Genomic DNA, 15879 nt, shown 5'->3' on the forward strand with positions numbered 1-15879 from the left:
CGGTTCTCCGCACGCGCCGTACGGCCGAGCGGCCCGATCAGCAGTCCGCGTGCAGTCGGCGGTGCGCACACTCCGTGCGTACCGCCGACTGCTGCGTATGCGCCGCGTGACAGGATGTGGCCATGTCCGCTGCACTTCCCGAGGAGTCGGCTTCCGGGGGATCCGCGAACGCTCCGAGTGCCGAGCAGTCCGGCAACTCCGCGAGCGCCGGCCCCCGTTCGCTGCGCGCACTGCTCCGACTCCCGGTCGTCCAGGCGCCGATGGCCGGTGGCGCGGCCACCCCCGAGCTCGCCGCCGCCGTGAGCGGGGCCGGCGGTCTGGGCTTCCTCGCGGCCGGCTACAAGACGCCCGAGGCGATGTACGAACAGATCCGGGCGGTGCGCAGGCTGACCCGGCAGCCGTTCGGCGTGAACCTCTTCGTGCCGCCCGCCTCACCCCACCCGTCCGGGCACGGCGGTGAGACGCCGGCCGCGGTCGAGTTGTACCGGGAGCAGCTGGCCGGGGAGGCACGTTGGTACGACACCGCGCTCGGCGACCCGGAGCAGGGCACCGACGACGCGTACGACGGCAAGCTCGCGGTGCTGCGTGAACACCCGGTGCCGGTGGTGTCGTTCGCCTTCGGCTGTCCCTCGGCGCAGACATTGCGCAGCCTGTCCGAGCGGGGCATGCTCACCGTCGTCACCGTCACCTCCGTCGCCGAGGCGCAGGCGGCGCAGCGGGCCGGCGCGGACACGCTGTGCGTCCAGGGCATCGAGGCGGGCGGCCACCAGAGCACCCACCACGACGACCCGTACGCCGAAGGGGCCGGAGTGGGGCTCCTCTCGCTGATCGGCCAGGTGCACGAGACCGTGCCGCTTCCGTTGATCGCGGCGGGCGGGCTGATGCGCGGCGGGCAGATAGCTGCCGCGCTCGCGGCCGGAGCCGCCGCCGCGCAGCTCGGCACGGCCTTCCTGCCGTGCCCGGAGTCGGGTGCGCACCCGCTGCACAAGCGCTCGCTGACCGACCCGCTCTTCGCCCGTACGGAACTGACCAGGGCTTTCAGCGGCCGTCCGGCGCGCGGTCTGGTGAACCGCTTCATGCGCGAGCACGGCCCGTACGCCCCGGCCGCCTATCCGCAGGTGCACCATCTGACAGCCGGTGTCCGCAAGGCTGCCGCCGCTGCGGGCGACGCCCAGGGCATGGCGCTCTGGGCGGGCCAGGGCCACCGGCTGGCACGTACGCTGCCGGCCGCCGAGCTGGTGGCGCTGCTGGCCGAGGAAGTCGAGGCGGCTCGTACCGGGTTGCTGGGAGGACAGGCGTCATGACCGCACCGCTGTTCGTCGTCGACACACAGGCGCTCGAGGCCGGAGCCGCCGCCGGCGAGCTGCTCCTGGAGGGCGCCGAGGGACGTCACGCGGTCTCGGTGCGCCGGTTGCGCGCGGGCGAGGCCGTGACGCTCACCGACGGCGTGGGCACCTCGGCAGAGGGAGTGGTCGCGGCTGCCGAGGGCAAGGACCAACTGCACGTGACCCTCGGGGAGTTGAGCCACGAGGCCGAGGGAGACCCGCGCCTGGTGGTGGTCCAGGCCCTCCCCAAGGGCGACCGGGGCGAGCTCGCGGTCGAGACCATGACCGAGACGGGCGTGGACGTCATCGTGCCCTGGGCCGCTTCCCGCTGTGTCACCCAGTGGAAGGGCCCGCGCGGGGAGAAGTCCCTCGCCAAGTGGCGTGCCACGGCCAGGGAGGCGGGCAAGCAGTCCCGTCGCCGGAGGTTCCCCGAGGTGCGCGGACTCGCCTCCACCGCGGAGCTGGCGCCGCTGTTGGCGCAGGCCGAGCTGGCCGCCGTGCTGCACGAGGAAGGCAGCGCCCCGCTGGCCACCGTCGCGCTGCCCTCCGCCGGGACGGTGGTGCTGGTGGTCGGTCCCGAAGGCGGGGTCAGCGAGCGGGAGTTGGCGCTTTTCGCCGAGGCGGGCGCGCAGCCCCACCGGCTGGGCCCGAGCGTGCTGCGCACCTCGACCGCGGGTACCGCCGCCGCGGCGCTGCTGCTCGGCCGCAGCGGACGCTGGTCCTGAGCCCACCGCGTACGGTCCAGGGGGTAGCATCCGGCCCATGGCTGGAGAACCGCAGGCTGACTGCCTTTTCTGCAAGATCGTCGCGGGTGCGGTGCCGGCGACAGTCGTGCGCGAGACCGAGACGACGCTCGCGTTCCGCGACATCAACCCGCAGGCGCCCACCCATGTGCTGGTGATCCCCAAGGCCCACCACCCGAGCGCCGCCGAACTGGCCGCTCAGGCGCCCGAGCTCGCCGCCGACGTGCTGCGCGAGGTCGGCGAGGTCGCCGCACAGGAGAAGGCCGATTCGTACCGGCTGGTCTTCAACACCGGTGCCGCCGCCGGACAGACCGTCTTCCACGCGCACGCCCACGTGCTGGCCGGACGCGGACTCGAATGGCCCCCGGGCTGACCGGTGCGCGAACTGATCGTGCTGGGCACAGCCAGCCAGGTGCCGACCAGGCACCGCAACCACAACGGGTACGTGCTCCGCTGGGACGGCCACGGACTGCTCTTCGACCCCGGCGAGGGGTCCCAGCGGCAGATGCTGCGCGCTGGGGTCGCCGCCCACGACCTCGACAGACTCTGTGTCACCCACTTCCACGGTGACCACAGCCTGGGCCTGGCCGGGGTCGTCCAGCGCATCAACCTCGACCGGGTTCCGCACCCGGTGACCGCCCACTTTCCGGCGAGCGGACAGCGCTTCTTCGACCGGCTGCGTTACGCCACCGCCTACCGCGAGACCGTCCACCTGGTCGTCGAGCCGGTTCACGAGGACGGTCAAGTGCTCGCACGCACACCGGAGTTCACTCTGGTGGCGCGGGAGCTCTCGCACCCGGTGCACTCCTTCGGCTATCGGCTCGTCGAACCGGACAGCCGACGGATGCTGCCCCGGCTGCTGGCCGAGCGCGGCATCCGCGGCCCCGACATCGGCCTCCTCCAACGCGCCGGCGAACTGCGCGGCGTGAGCCTGGAGTCGGTGAGCGAGCCGCGGCGCGGGCAGCGGTTCGCCTTCGTCATGGACACCAGACTCTGCGACGGCGTGTTCGCGCTCGCGGAGGGCTGCGACATGCTGGTCATCGAATCCACCTTCACGGACGAGGACCACGCGCTGGCCCGCGACCACGGCCATCTCACCGCCGGCCAGGCGGGCCGGGTCGCCGCCGAGAGCGGCGTGCGGCATCTGGTGCTGACCCACTTCTCGCAGCGCTACACCGACACGACGGTCTTCGCCGAGCAGGCCGTGGCGGCCGGCTTCACCGGTGAAATCACCGTCGCCGAGGACCTGTTGAGGGTGCCGGTCCCGCCCCGCGGGCACTGAACCCGGTCGCAGGCCCGGCATCGCGGACCGCGACACCCAACGCGACACCGGCACGTGCACCCACCGCGACACCGGCACCGCGCCCGGGGCCGCCCGGCGACCGGGCGGCGCGAGAGCCGGTGGACTACGGCCCGTTCGTGCTGCCGTCCTGCCAGCCGGCAGCGCGCAGCATCCGGCCGGCCGCCGCCGCGGAGTCGACCAGCGGATGGGCGATCAGCGCACGCAGCGCGGCGTCCCACTCCCCGCTGCGCGCCGCCGTGACGGTCGCGCGCTCGGCAGCCTTCACCTGGGTGACCAGCCCCAGCTCCGCGCCTCCCAGCGGCGCCACGGGCAGCGGATGCGCACCTTCGGTGTCCACTGCGCAGACTGTCTCGACCACGGCGTCGTCCGGAAGCGACGGGATCGCCCCACGCCCTGCGACGTTCAGGATCAGCCGGGGCGGTGCGGGCGAGGAGCCGGCCCCGGCCAGCGCCCGCATCAGGGAGAGCGCGACCTGCTCGTATCCGCCGCCCTCCAGATCGCTTGCCCCGCGCTCCCAACCGCCGCCCGCCGCCCGGGAGTCGGCGAGGTAGGTCTCCTCCCGCTCCCGGCGCACCTGCTGCCACAGCTCCAGCGCCCGCTGTGGATCCGCCGCCGCACCGGCGAAGAACTCCTCCTGCTGGCGCCGGAGGAACTCGCCCCTGGTCTCCTGCGCGGTCCGCACCGCCTCCAGGGTTTCCCGGGCGAAGTAGTAGTAGTGCAGGTACTCGTTGGGCAGCGAGCCGAGCGCACGCAGCAGCTCGCCGCCGAAGAGCCGGCCCTCCTCGAAGGAGGCGAGGGCCTCGTCGGAGGCCAGCAGCCCCGGCAGCAGCTCCTCGCCGCGCCAGCGCAACGAACGCAGCCAGCCCAGGTGGTTGAGGCCCAGGTAGTCGTAGCCGACCTCGCCCGCGGGGACGCCCGCCGCCGTGGCAGCGCGCCGCACCAGGCCGACGGGGGAGTCGCAGATGCCGATGACCCGGTCGCCGAGCACCTCGGCCATCGCCTCGGTCACCAGGCCCGCCGGGTTGGTGAAGTTGACGACCCAGGCGCGCGGTGCGAGCGCGCGGACCCGCTCGGCCACGGCGCGTGCGACCGGCACCGTGCGCAGCCCGTAGAGGATGCCGCCCGGGCCCACGGTCTCCTGACCCAGCAGCCCTTCGGCCAGCGGCAGTTGCTCGTCCCCCACTCTGCCCTCGGTGCCGCCGACCCGGATCGCGGAGAAGACGAAGTCGGCGCCGGCCAGTGCCTCGTCGAGGTCGGTGGTGGTGCGCACTCGCGGCCCGGGCGGGAGTTGGTCGAGGACGGAGGCGACGACGTCCAGCCGCCGCCGGTCGGTGTCGTGGAGCGTCAACTCGTCGATCAGGCCGCCGGACCGCCCGCCTTCGGCGAGCGCGGAGTAAACCAGCGGCACGCGGAACCCGCCGCCGCCGAGCAGGGAAAGTCGCATGTCGGTGACCGTACCGCGCCCCACCGACAACCGCCCCGCGACCGACAGCGCCGCGCGACTGCTCTCCGTACCCCGCCCGTGCCCGCCCACCTGCCCGGGCCCGTATGTCCGCCCTGGCCGTACGTCGCCCGGGACTTCGGGTCCCGTACGCCCCGCGGCCCCGCCCGCCCCCGCCCCCGCTCCCGTGCGCGGTGCACGGGGAGGGAGCGCAGGGCTGTCGCGACGCCCGGCCGGAGCGATCCGGCAGACTGTGGCCATGTACGACCCACTCGCCCCGATCCGCAGCGCCGAGGACCCGCGCTGCGACGTGTACCTCACGGGCACGGTCTTCCTCGACATCATCTTCACCGGGCTCGACTCCGCGCCCGTGCGCGGCACCGAGAGCTGGGCCCGGGGGATGGGCTCCAGCCCCGGCGGCGTCGCCAACATGGCCACCGCGCTCGCGCGGCTCGGTCTGCGCACCCACCTCGCCGCGGCGTTCGGCGACGATGTGTACGGGGCGTACTGCTGGGAGGCGCTGAGCGAGGGCGAGGGCGTCGACCTCTCCCTCTCCCGAACCGTGCCCGGCTGGCACTCGCCGGTGACGGTCTCGATGGCCTACGAGGGCGAACGCACCATGGTCACCCACGGTCACGAGGCGCCGTTCGAGGAGGCCGCTGTGGTGGAACCGCCGCCTTCGATCGCCGCGGTGGCCTCGTTGTTGCCGGGTGCCGAGCAGCCCTGGATCGGCCGGGCCGCCGAGCGGGGCAGCCTGATCTTCGCCGACGTCGGCTGGGACGACAGTGGCCGCTGGGACCTGGGCGGGCTGCCGGACCTCAGGCACTGCGACGCCTTCCTCCCCAACGCGGGCGAGGCGATGCGCTACACCGGCCGCGACACCCCGCAGGCAGCGGCGAGGGCGCTGGCCGAGCACGTACCGCTGGCCGTCGTCACGATGGGCGCCCAGGGCGTGTGCGCCGCGGACGGACGCACCGGGGAGACCGCCGAGGTGCCGAGCGTCGCGGTGGAGGCACTGGACCCGACGGGCGCCGGCGACGTGTTCACCGCGGGCTTCGTGACGGCCACCCTCGCCGGTTGGCCCCTGTCCGACCGGCTGGCATTCGCCTCGCTGGCGGCGGCGCTCTCGGTGAAGGAGTTCGGCGGCTCGCTGTCGGCACCGGGCTGGGCGGAGATCGCCGACTGGTGCCGCCGGGTGCACACACCCTGCGGGATGGGGCCCGACACCCGGGCCGAGCAGTGTCGCTACGGCTTCCTGTGGGACCTGCTGCGGCGGACCGACCGGCCGTGGCCGCTGCGCAGGGCGCTGCCCACGGTCGGCTTCCGGCAGCCCTGATCGGCGTACGCCGCGCGGGGCCGCGGCGTACGCGAGGGACGCCGGTTGCGCGTGCGGTGAACGAGCAGAAAAGCACTCGGGGTTGTCGGCGCCCCGACGTACTCTGGTACTCCGGGCGATTACCAGCCGCCCCGGTCACCCCACAGAGAGGGAAGAGCAGGCCACAGCGCCGGCCCATGACGCAGACATCCACAGACCAGGCAAGTGCTCGCTTCACCGTCCCGGCGAAGCACCCGATGGTGACGGTGCTCGGTTCGGGCGACTCCCTCCTGCGAGTCATCGAGCAGGCGTTTCCGCACACCGACATCCACGTGCGGGGCAACGAGATCAGCGCGACCGGGGACAAGGGCGAAGTCGCCCTGATCCAGCGGCTCTTCGACGAGATGATGCTGGTGCTGCGCACCGGCCAGCCGATGACGGAGGACGCGGTGGAGCGCTCCATCGCGATGCTCCGCACGGCGGACGGCGGCGGAGGCGAGAAGGAGACCCCCGCGGAGGTCCTCACCCAGAACATCCTCTCCAACCGCGGCCGCACCATCCGTCCCAAGACGGTGAACCAGAAGCGCTACGTCGACGCCATAGACCGGCACACGGTGGTCTTCGGGATCGGCCCCGCGGGCACCGGAAAGACCTATCTGGCGATGGCCAAGGCGGTTCAGGCGCTTCAGTCCAAGCAGGTCAACCGCATCATCCTGACCAGGCCGGCGGTCGAGGCCGGAGAGCGTCTCGGCTTCCTGCCCGGCACTCTCTACGAGAAGATCGACCCCTATCTGCGCCCGCTCTACGACGCCCTGCACGACATGCTCGACCCGGACTCCATCCCGCGCCTGATGGCGGCCGGGACGATCGAGGTCGCACCGCTGGCGTACATGCGCGGCAGAACGCTGAACGACGCCTTCATCATTCTCGACGAGGCGCAGAACACCAGCCCCGAGCAGATGAAGATGTTCCTGACCCGGCTCGGCTTCGAGTCCAAGATCGTCATCACCGGTGACGTCACCCAGGTCGACCTGCCGGGTGGCGGTGGCAGGAGCGGGCTGCGCCAGGTGCAGGAGATCCTGGACGGCGTGGAGGACGTCCACTTCTCCCGCCTCACCAGCAGCGACGTCGTACGCCACAAGCTCGTCGGCCGTATCGTCGACGCCTACGAGCGCTACGACGACCGCAACGGCGAGCGCAACGGCGACCGCCGCGACGACGGCCCCGGCAAGCGAAGGTAAGCGCGCGCACCATGTCGATCGACATCAACAACGAGTCCGGCGAGGAGATCGACGAGCAGTCGGTCCTCGACATCGCCCGCTTCGCCCTGGCCCGGATGCGCATCCACCCACTGGCCGAGCTGTCGGTGATCGTGGTCGACACCTCGGCGATGGAGCAGCTCCACCTGCAGTGGATGGACCTCCCCGGCCCGACCGACGTCATGTCCTTCCCGATGGACGAGCTGAGGCCGCCGATCAAGGAGGACGAGGAGCCCCCGTCCGGCCTGCTCGGCGACATCGTGCTCTGCCCCGAGGTTGCCGCGAGCCAGGGGCAGGCGGCGCCCACCCAGCACTCCATGGACGAGGAGCTCCAGCTGCTCACCGTCCACGGAGTGCTGCACCTGCTGGGGTACGACCACGAGGAGCTGGCGGAGAAGACCGAGATGTTCGGCCTCCAGAAGGACATCGTGGACGGCTGGCGCGCGGAGCGTGGGCTGGAGGGCCCGTCGCCCGCGCCCACCATCACCTGAGGGGCAGGGCAGATGACGCTTCCGTTCCTCGCGTACGCCCTGCTGCTCGTCGTGGTGGCCTGGCTCGCCGCGTGTGCCGAGGCGGGGCTGACCCGAGCAGTCAGCTTCCACTCCGAGGACTCCGCCAACGGCGGGCGCGGCGCTGCCAAGCTGGCCCAGGTCGCCGCCGACCCCGGCCGGTACCTCAACCTCGCCCTGCTGATCCGGATCGCCAGCGAGATGGCCGCGGGAGTGCTGGTCACCTACGCCTGTCTGCGCGCCTTCGACATGACCTGGCAGGCGTTGGCGGTGGCGATCGCGGTGATGGTGGTGGTCTCCTTCGTCGCGGTCGGTGTCTCGCCGCGGACCATCGGCATCCAGCACCCGGCCGCGACCGCCACCGCTGCGGCGTACGTGCTGGTGCCACTGGCCCGGGTGCTCGGCCCGGTGCCCCGGCTGCTGATCCTGCTCGGCAACGCGCTGACGCCGGGAAAGGGCTTCCGCCAGGGCCCGTTCGCCTCCGAGTCCGAGCTGCGCGCGATGGTCGACATCGCCCAGTCGCAGTCGCTGATCGAGGACGAGGAGCGCCGAATGGTGCACTCCGTCTTCGAGCTCGGCGAGACCCTGGTGCGCGAGGTGATGGTGCCGCGCACGGACCTGGTCACTGTCGAGCGCCACAAGTCCCTGCGGGCGGCGCTCACCCTCGCACTGCGCTCCGGGTTCTCCCGCATCCCGGTGACCGGCGAGAGCGAGGACGATGTCGTCGGCGTCGTCTACCTCAAGGACCTGGTGCGCCGGGTGCACATCAGCAGAGAGGCGGAGAGCGACCCGGTGACGGCCGCGATGCGGCCCGCGGCCTTCGTGCCGGACACCAAGAACGCCGGTGAGCTGCTGCGCGAGATGCAGCGCGAGCGCACCCACGTCGCGGTCGCGATCGACGAGTACGGCGGCACCGCGGGCATCGTCACGATCGAGGACATCCTGGAGGAGATCGTCGGCGAGATCACCGACGAGTACGACCGCGAGCTGCCGCCCGTCGAGGAGTTGGGCGAGGGCCGCTTCCGGGTCACCGCCCGGCTGGGCATCGGCGATCTCGGCGAGCTGTACGGCCTGGACGACTTCGACGACGAGGACGTGGAGACCGTCGGCGGGCTGCTCGCCAAGCATCTGGGCCGGGTGCCCCTGGCGGGTGCCGCCGCCACGGTCGAGCTCGCCGAGGAGCACCGCGGCGCCGACCTCGCGGCGCTGCGGCTGACGGCCGAGAGCCCGGCCGGCCGCCGGAACAAGATCGATCGCGTCCTGGTGGAGCCGGCCGCCCCCGTTCCGGACCGCGAGCCGCGGAGCTGAGCCCGGCGGGCGCAGAGTCGCGTACGCCGCGCGCCGCTCGGAGCGCCGACCCGGCGTGGCGCGGACGCGGCCCGTACGCCCCCGCGCTCCGTACGCCCCCCGCTGCCCCTGTACGGGCGGCAGTGCCTGCTGCGCAGAGCCGTATTGTGACCGGCCGGGCGCGCTGCGGGAGCACCGGGTGCCGAACCGGGCCGGGTTCACCCGAGCAGTCGCACGGCAGTAGCCCCGCCAGGCGCCCGGTGGCCCCATGAGGGGATGAACACCACGCCGCGGTCCGCAGCCCTTCTTGCCGCCGCCGTCGCGCTCGGTCTGCTGGCCGTCGGCTGCGGCAGCGGGGCGGTCGGACCCGTCGCGGGCACGGGACCGGGGCGAGCGGCGGAGAGCGGTAGCCCCGCCGTGGGGGCGGCCGAGCGCCTGGGCGGGGACGACCTCGAACTCGCGCTGCTGGACATCGGCGACCTGCCGTCCGGCTGGGCCCCCGACACCGCGAAGGCGGCGGAGGAACGCGGTATCGGAGTGCCCGAACCGGCTGGGCGGCAGTGCAGTTCGCTCTTCGACAAGCCTGCCGACGAGCGGGCCGAGAACCGCTTCGCGCGCACCGAGGTCGGCCCGTTCGTCGTCGCCAGGGCACACAGCTGGCGCAACGCGGAGGCGGCTCAGAAGGCGCTGGAGGAGTTTCGGGAGGCCGCCGAGGAGTGCGAGAGCTTCGAGGTGGAGGAGGGCCCGTCGCACGACCGGACCCGGGTCGGCTACACCGCCGAGCGGCTGCGGATGCCCGAACTCGGGGACGAGAGCGTCGCGTTGCGCTTCGTGCGGGAGGGGCCCGGGGACGAGGAGGCCACGGTGCTGGCCGACGTGGTGTCGGTACGGCTCGGCTCGGCCGGCGTGCACCTGGCACAGGCCGGCGTGGACGACGAGGACGCCACCGGCATCGGACCGCTGGTGCGCACGGCCGTGGACAAGCTGGGCGAGGTCGTCTCGGACGGCACCCCGGAGCCCACCGGGAGCTTCCCCGACGTCACCCGGCTCAACGGCGACCCGTATCCGGACCCGTATCCTCGTCCGCATGACTGACGCGCAGGACCTGGACCCGGAAGACCGGAAGATCGTCACCCTGGCGCGCAGCGCCAGGGCCCGCAACTCCGTGCCGGAGGGGGCCGCGGTGCGGGACGAGACCGGGCGTACGTACGTGGCGGGCACCGTCGCGCTAGCCTCGCTGCCGCTGAGCGCGCTCCAGACGGCGGTCGCCATGGCCGCTGCCTCCGGCGCGACCTCGCTGGAGGCAGCCGCGGTGGTCTCCGAGGCGGACGGAGTGGCGGCGACCGACCTGGCGGCCGTCGGCGAGCTGGGCGGCTCGGGTACACCGGTGCTGCTGGCCGGTCCGGACGGCGAGCTGCGCGCGCGCCTCGCCGCCGGCTGATCCCCACGGCCCGACCGATCCCCACGCGGCCCGAGCGATTCCGCGCGGCCCGGCCGAATCCGCTGTGACGCCGCCCGGAACTCCCGCGACCCCGGCCCGACCTGCGGTCCGCGCGCCTGCGGCCCGCGGGTCGGCCACCGCGTGGCTCCCGGAAGCGGGCGGGAACGTCGGGCGACGGTCGGAGCGGTCCGGAACATCGGTGAGAATGAGGGCATGAGCGCTCCCTCCTCCACAGCACCGCACCGCGCTGGCTTCGCCTGTTTCGTCGGCCGTCCCAACGCGGGCAAGTCGACCCTGACCAACGCACTGGTGGGGACGAAGGTCGCGATCACCTCCAACCGTCCGCAGACGACCCGGCACACGGTGCGCGGGATCGTCCACCGACCGGAGGCCCAGCTCGTCCTGGTGGACACCCCCGGGCTGCACAAGCCCCGTACGCTCCTCGGCGAGCGGCTCAACGACGTGGTCCGCACCACCTGGGCCGAGGTGGACGTGGTCGGCTTCTGCCTGCCCGCCGACCAGAAGATCGGGCCCGGCGACCGGTTCATCGCGGCCGAGCTGGCCAAGCTGAAGAAGCGCACCCCGAAGATCGCGGTGGTCACCAAGACCGACCTCGTCGACTCCAAGGCGCTGGCCGAGCAGCTCATCGCGGTCGACAAGCTGGGCCGCGACGTCGGTGTGGACTGGGCCGAGATCGTGCCGGTGTCGGCGGTCAACGGCGAGCAGGTCCAGCTGCTCTGCGACCTCCTGGTGCCGCTGGTGCCCGAGTCTCCGCCGCTCTACCCGGACGGCGACCTCACCGACGAGCCCGAGCAGGTCATGGTCGCCGAGCTGATCCGGGAGGCCGCGTTGGAGGGCGTGCGCGACGAGCTGCCGCACTCCATCGCCGTGGTCGTCGAGGAGATGCTGCCCCGGGAGGACCGCCCCCAGGACAAGCCGCTGCTGGACATCCACGCCTACCTCTACATCGAGCGGCCCAGCCAGAAGGGCATCGTGATCGGCCCCAAGGGCAGCCGGCTCAAGGAGGTGGGCTCGCGCTCCCGCAAGCACATCGAGGCGCTGCTCGGCACCCCCGTCTACCTCGACCTCCACGTGAAGGTCGCCAAGGACTGGCAGCGAGACCCCAAGCAGCTGCGCCGACTGGGCTTCTGAGCGGCTCGACGCTTCCCGGACCCCCGGGCGGCTCCACGGCGTCCAGCGGCGCCCCGGGCGCGCTCAGCTGCGCTCGGGTGCGGCGGCGAGCAGCCGGTCGACGTCCTCGGCCGGGATGCGCAGCGCGTCGCCCACCACGGCCAGTACGGCCAACTCCGCGGCCTCGTACGGCCCGTCGGCGAGCGCGATGCACGCACCCTCCAGCAGCAGGCCCTCCCGTCCGCCGCTCTCCAGGTGCGGTGCCAGCGGCGCCAGCACGGCGCGCAGCTCCCGCTCGCTGGTGAGACCGGTCGCGTACGGCGCGGCCTGCCGCTCGGTGATGTGCTCCGGCTCGGCCCGGTCGGCGTCCAGAGCGGCCAGGAGGATCAGCAGCTGCTCCTCGTCGCAACTGGCGAAGCCGGTGTTCCGCAGCCAGCCGACCGCTGCGTCACGCGCTGTGCGCGAGCCCGCGCCGCCGGCGCCCAGCACCGAGAGGGCCACGGCGTGCACCGCGTCCCGCAGCAGCGACCCCAGCTGCGTGGTGGTGGGCTGCTGGAGGGCAGACGGCTCGAAGTGACTCTCGCAGGAGCTGCACACCGCCGTCGGACCGGTCGTGCCCCTGGGCAGCAGCGGCACCCGCAGCACGGTCAACCTCCGGCGTCCGGTGCGGAGTTCGTAGTTGCGATCGCCCCCGCAGGCAGGGCAGAAGAACTCGCCGTCCTCCACGGTCGTCCACGCTGTACGCACTCCCGCCACGCGCACCCTGCTCACGCCCGCACCTCCGTAATGCCCGGCACCATTGCCGACGTGATGTTAACCACAGACGTGAGATCACGTCAGCACCGTGGGCGGACAAATGCGGTGGCCCCGCCCGTCGTTGACGACGGAGCGGGGCCACCGCATCGGCTGTGAGCTGCGACGTTGTCATTCAGCCCGGCTCGGCGCGTTCACCTCACCGGTTCGCGCGGTTGACGGCCGAGACGACCGCCTTGATCGATGCGCGGGTGGTGTTGGCGTCGATGCCGACGCCCCACAGAACCTGGCCGTCTATGGCGCACTCGATGTACGAGGCGGCCTGGGCGCTCGCGCCCTCGCTCAGGGTGTGCTCGACGTAGTCCAGCAGCCGCACGTCGATGCCGTTGCCGGCCAGGGCGTTGAAGAACGCGGAGATCGGGCCGTTGCCGGTGCCCTGGAGCACCGTCTCCCCGCCGTCCACCACGGCCTCCACCGTGAGGGTGTCGTGGCCCTCGCTGGTGGTCTCCGCCTGCGCGGAGCGCAGCGTGATCCGGCCCCAGGGGTTGTCCGGGTTGGGCAGGTACTCGTCGCGGAAGATCTCCCAGATCTGACCGGCGTCCACCTCGCCGCCCTCGGCGTCGGTGCGCGCCTGGATCGTGCGGGAGAACTCCACCTGCATCCGGCGCGGCAGGTCCAGACTGTGCTCGGTCTTGAGTACGTACGCCACACCGCCCTTGCCGGACTGGGAGTTGACCCGGATGACCGCCTCGTAGGAGCGGCCCACGTCCTTCGGGTCGATGGGCAGGTACGGCACCTCCCAGGTGACGTCCGCCACCGGCCTGCCCTGCTTCTCGGCGTCGGCCTGCAGGGCGTCGAAGCCCTTCTTGATGGCGTCCTGGTGGGAGCCGGAGAAGGCGGTGTAGACGAGGTCGCCGGCGTAGGGGTGGCGCGGGTGGACCTCCATCTGGTTGCAGTACTCGGCGGTGCGGCGGACCTCGTCGATCTGCGAGAAGTCGATCTCCGGGTCGACGCCCTGGGAGAACAGGTTCATCCCGAGCGTCAGCAGGTCGACGTTGCCGGTGCGCTCGCCCTGGCCGAAGAGGCAGCCCTCGACCCGGTCCGCGCCCGCCATCACCGCCAGCTCCGCGGCGGCCACAGCGGTGCCGCGGTCGTTGTGCGGGTGGACGGACAGGCACACGTGCTCGCGCCTGCTCAGCCGGCGGGACATCCACTCGAAGCGGTCCGCGTGCGTGGAGGGGGTCGAACGCTCCACGGTGGCGGGCAGGTTCAGGATGATCTCGCGGCCGTCCTCGGGCTGCCAGACGTCCATCACCGACTCGCAGACCTCAAGGGCGAAGTCCAGCTCGGTGTCGGTGAAGATCTCCGGGCTGTACTGGTAGCCGAAGGCGGTGCGGTCGTCCAGCAGCTTCTGCGCGTAGTCGGTGACCAGTCGGGTGCCGTCCACGGCGATCTGCCTCACCTCGTCCCTGCTGCCGCGGAAGACCACCCGGCGGAAGGTCGGGGCCGTCGCGTTGTACAGGTGCACTGTGGCCCGGTGGGCGCCGACGATCGACTCCACCGTCCGCTCGATCAGCTCCTCGCGGGCCTGGGTGAGCACCGAGATGGTGACGTCCTCGGGGATCGCGTCCTCTTCGATGATGGAGCGAACGAAGTCGAAGTCGGTCTGGCCCGAGGAGGGGAAGCCGACCTCGATCTCCTTGTAGCCCATCCGCACCAGCAGATCGAACATCCGGCGCTTGCGCGCGGGCGACATGGGGTCGATCAGGGCCTGGTTGCCGTCCCGCAGGTCGGTCGACAGCCAGCGCGGCGCCTTGGTGATGCGCCGGTCCGGCCAGGTGCGGTCGGGGATCTCGACGGCCTCGTACGGCGTGTAGCGGTGGATCGGCATGCCGGAGGGGCGCTGGCGGGTGGTGCTCGCGGTCAGCGGGGTACGGCGGGATACGGGGCCGTGCACGGGCTCGCTGGTCATCTGCGGTGCTCCTGTCGCGGAGGTTGCGTCACCGGCCGACGGCGGCAGCACCGAACTCCGCGGGGAGGGGGTCGGCCGTGTGTCTACAGGCCCTCGCCGCGGCGGCTAAGGAGAAGCAGCCCGAATCGCATGATGTCCGCAGAGTAGCCCAGCGGCCGGTGGGACGCGGCGTACGTATCAGTATGCGAGACCGTGGAATTTCTGCCGCTCGAGGGACGGGTCGCCCGTCGAGCGGAGGGAAGGAGGGCGGTATGCGTATCTCAGTCAGGCGGACCGGCGGCTTCGGCGGAATCGCACGCCGTGCGGAGCTGGAGACCGCGGAGGGCGAGTTCGCCGCGCTGGTCCGCACCGCGCTCGCCGAGGGCCGGGCGGAGCGCCCGATCGGGGTGCCGGACGGCTTCCACTACGAGATCGAGGCCGAGGGCACCGCCCGCCACTGCGCCGATCCCCGGCTCACCGACGCCCAGCAGACCGTCGTCGCCAGAGTGCTCAAGGAGGGCAGACAGCTTCCCGTGGACCGACGGCCGTAGGGGCTCGCCGAGGGGCCGGGCAGCGACACGGGACAATGGCGGCATGAGCCTGTACCGCGACGACGGCATCGTGCTGCGCACCCAGAAGCTGGGCGAGGCCGACCGCATCATCACGCTGCTCACCCGCGGTCACGGCCGGGTGCGTGCGGTGGCGCGCGGGGTGAGGCGCACGAAGTCGAAGTTCGGCGCACGGCTGGAGCCGTTCTCCCACGTGGACGTGCAGTTCTTCGCGCGGGGCAGCGAACTCGTCGGCCGCGGGCTGCCGTTGTGCACCCAGACCGAGACCATCGCGCCGTACGGCCGCGGCATCGTGAGCGACTACGCGCGGTACACGGCCGGTACGGCGATGCTGGAGACCGCGGAGCGCTTCACCGACCAGGAGGGCGAGCCGAACGTCCAGCAGTACCTGCTGCTGGTCGGCGGACTGCGCACGCTCGCCGCCGGCGAGCACGCCCCCGGGCTGGTGCTGGACGCCTTCCTGCTGCGCTCGTTGGCCGTCGGCGGCTACGCGCCCAGCTTCGACGCCTGCGCCCGCTGTGGGATGCCCGGGCCCAACCGGTTCTTCTCGGTGGCCGCGGGCGGTGTGGTGTGCGCCCAGTGCCGGGTGCCGGGCAGCGTCGTCCCCTCCGCCGAGGCGGTGCGGCTGCTGGGCGCCCTGCTGACGGGTGACTGGCCCGCCGCCGACGCCGCCGAGCCCAGACATGTGCGCGAGGGCAGCGGGCTGGTCTCGGCCTATCTCCACTGGCATCTGGAGCGGGGGCTGCGCTCCCTGCGGTACGTCGAGAAGGGCTGACCGGTTAGTCTCGGCTTCTCCCTCACACCGCACCGCACGGCAGCTGCCGTGCGGTGTCCCGCCTCACTCAATGGAGT

General features: G+C 72.5%; 16 protein-coding genes. 13 read left to right on the forward strand and 3 right to left on the reverse strand.

Translation table 11 applies throughout. From position 1 onward, the window contains the following. Nucleotides 1-122 precede the first annotated feature (122 nt). From JGS22_RS15880 to JGS22_RS15895, 4 genes are read left to right on the forward strand one after another with little or no spacing between them, the layout of a single operon-like run. A complete protein-coding gene (locus JGS22_RS15880) occupies nucleotides 123-1304 on the forward strand; it encodes a nitronate monooxygenase (RefSeq protein WP_211038471.1) in 1182 nt (393 codons plus the stop codon). Next, nucleotides 1301-2050, forward strand: a complete 750-nt coding sequence (locus tag JGS22_RS15885) for a 16S rRNA (uracil(1498)-N(3))-methyltransferase (protein WP_211038469.1) — start codon at nucleotides 1301-1303, stop codon at nucleotides 2048-2050. The genes JGS22_RS15880 and JGS22_RS15885 overlap by 4 nt, the downstream gene beginning before the upstream one ends. Before the next feature lie 37 nt (nucleotides 2051-2087). Next, nucleotides 2088-2441: a histidine triad nucleotide-binding protein gene (locus tag JGS22_RS15890; RefSeq protein WP_211038468.1), complete on the forward strand. Its 354-nt coding sequence runs from the start codon at nucleotides 2088-2090 to the stop codon at nucleotides 2439-2441. A 3-nt stretch (nucleotides 2442-2444) separates the two neighbouring features. Continuing rightward, nucleotides 2445-3350, forward strand: a complete 906-nt coding sequence (locus JGS22_RS15895) for a ribonuclease Z (RefSeq protein ID WP_211038467.1) — start codon at nucleotides 2445-2447, stop codon at nucleotides 3348-3350. A gap of 124 nt (nucleotides 3351-3474) precedes the next feature. On the opposite strand, the gene JGS22_RS15900 is transcribed toward JGS22_RS15895, so the two are convergent. Beyond that, a complete protein-coding gene (locus JGS22_RS15900) occupies nucleotides 3475-4815 on the reverse strand; it encodes a family 4 glycosyl hydrolase (RefSeq protein WP_216815010.1) in 1341 nt (446 codons plus the stop codon). A gap of 256 nt (nucleotides 4816-5071) precedes the next feature. On the opposite strand from JGS22_RS15900, the gene JGS22_RS15905 reads away from it, so the two are divergent. The 7 genes from JGS22_RS15905 (at nucleotide 5072) to era (ending at nucleotide 11775) form a co-directional block, all read left to right on the forward strand. Next, the gene (locus tag JGS22_RS15905) at nucleotides 5072-6148 is read left to right on the forward strand and encodes a carbohydrate kinase family protein (protein ID WP_211041230.1); all 1077 of its coding nucleotides are present in this window, start codon (nucleotides 5072-5074) and stop codon (nucleotides 6146-6148) included. Between the two features lie 176 nt (nucleotides 6149-6324). Further along, nucleotides 6325-7368, forward strand: coding sequence for a PhoH family protein (locus JGS22_RS15910; RefSeq protein ID WP_211041229.1), 1044 nt, complete (start codon nucleotides 6325-6327; stop codon nucleotides 7366-7368). Nucleotides 7369-7379: 11 nt separating this feature from the next. Next, a complete protein-coding gene (gene ybeY / locus JGS22_RS15915; RefSeq protein WP_211041228.1) occupies nucleotides 7380-7877 on the forward strand; it encodes an rRNA maturation RNase YbeY in 498 nt (165 codons plus the stop codon). A gap of 12 nt (nucleotides 7878-7889) precedes the next feature. After that, on the forward strand, nucleotides 7890-9203 hold the full coding sequence (locus JGS22_RS15920) for a hemolysin family protein (protein WP_211041227.1): 1314 nt from the start codon (nucleotides 7890-7892) through the stop codon (nucleotides 9201-9203). A 255-nt stretch (nucleotides 9204-9458) separates the two neighbouring features. Then, a complete protein-coding gene (locus tag JGS22_RS15925) occupies nucleotides 9459-10277 on the forward strand; it encodes a hypothetical protein (protein ID WP_211041226.1) in 819 nt (272 codons plus the stop codon). Further along, nucleotides 10270-10623, forward strand: a complete 354-nt coding sequence (locus tag JGS22_RS15930) for a cytidine deaminase-like protein (protein WP_211041225.1) — start codon at nucleotides 10270-10272, stop codon at nucleotides 10621-10623. The genes JGS22_RS15925 and JGS22_RS15930 overlap by 8 nt, the downstream gene beginning before the upstream one ends. Nucleotides 10624-10836: 213 nt before the next feature. Next, nucleotides 10837-11775 (forward strand): GTPase Era, encoded by a 939-nt coding sequence (gene era / locus JGS22_RS15935; RefSeq protein WP_211041224.1) that lies wholly within the window; start codon nucleotides 10837-10839, stop codon nucleotides 11773-11775. Nucleotides 11776-11838: 63 nt separating this feature from the next. Here the strand turns inward: era and JGS22_RS15940 are convergent, their stop codons facing one another. After that, entirely contained in the window at nucleotides 11839-12525 is a 687-nt protein-coding gene (locus JGS22_RS15940; RefSeq protein WP_211041223.1) for a zinc ribbon domain-containing protein, read from the reverse strand. A 181-nt stretch (nucleotides 12526-12706) separates the two neighbouring features. Beyond that, nucleotides 12707-14479, reverse strand: coding sequence for a 2-isopropylmalate synthase (leuA, locus tag JGS22_RS15945; RefSeq protein ID WP_211041222.1), 1773 nt, complete (start codon nucleotides 14477-14479; stop codon nucleotides 12707-12709). 251 nt (nucleotides 14480-14730) lie between these two features. Between leuA and JGS22_RS15950 the strand changes: the two genes are divergently transcribed. Together JGS22_RS15950 and recO are read left to right on the forward strand one after the other, a co-directional pair. Further along, complete coding sequence (locus JGS22_RS15950; RefSeq protein WP_211041221.1) at nucleotides 14731-15009, forward strand: protealysin inhibitor emfourin; 279 nt, start codon at nucleotides 14731-14733, stop codon at nucleotides 15007-15009. A 43-nt stretch (nucleotides 15010-15052) separates the two neighbouring features. Further along, nucleotides 15053-15802, forward strand: a complete 750-nt coding sequence (recO, locus tag JGS22_RS15955; RefSeq protein ID WP_211041220.1) for a DNA repair protein RecO — start codon at nucleotides 15053-15055, stop codon at nucleotides 15800-15802. The last annotated feature ends 77 nt before the right edge of the window (nucleotides 15803-15879 follow it).

Origin of the sequence: Streptomyces tardus (assembly GCF_018101125.2) — a bacterium.
In the GTDB taxonomy this organism is placed as follows: domain Bacteria; phylum Actinomycetota; class Actinomycetes; order Streptomycetales; family Streptomycetaceae; genus Streptomyces; species Streptomyces tardus.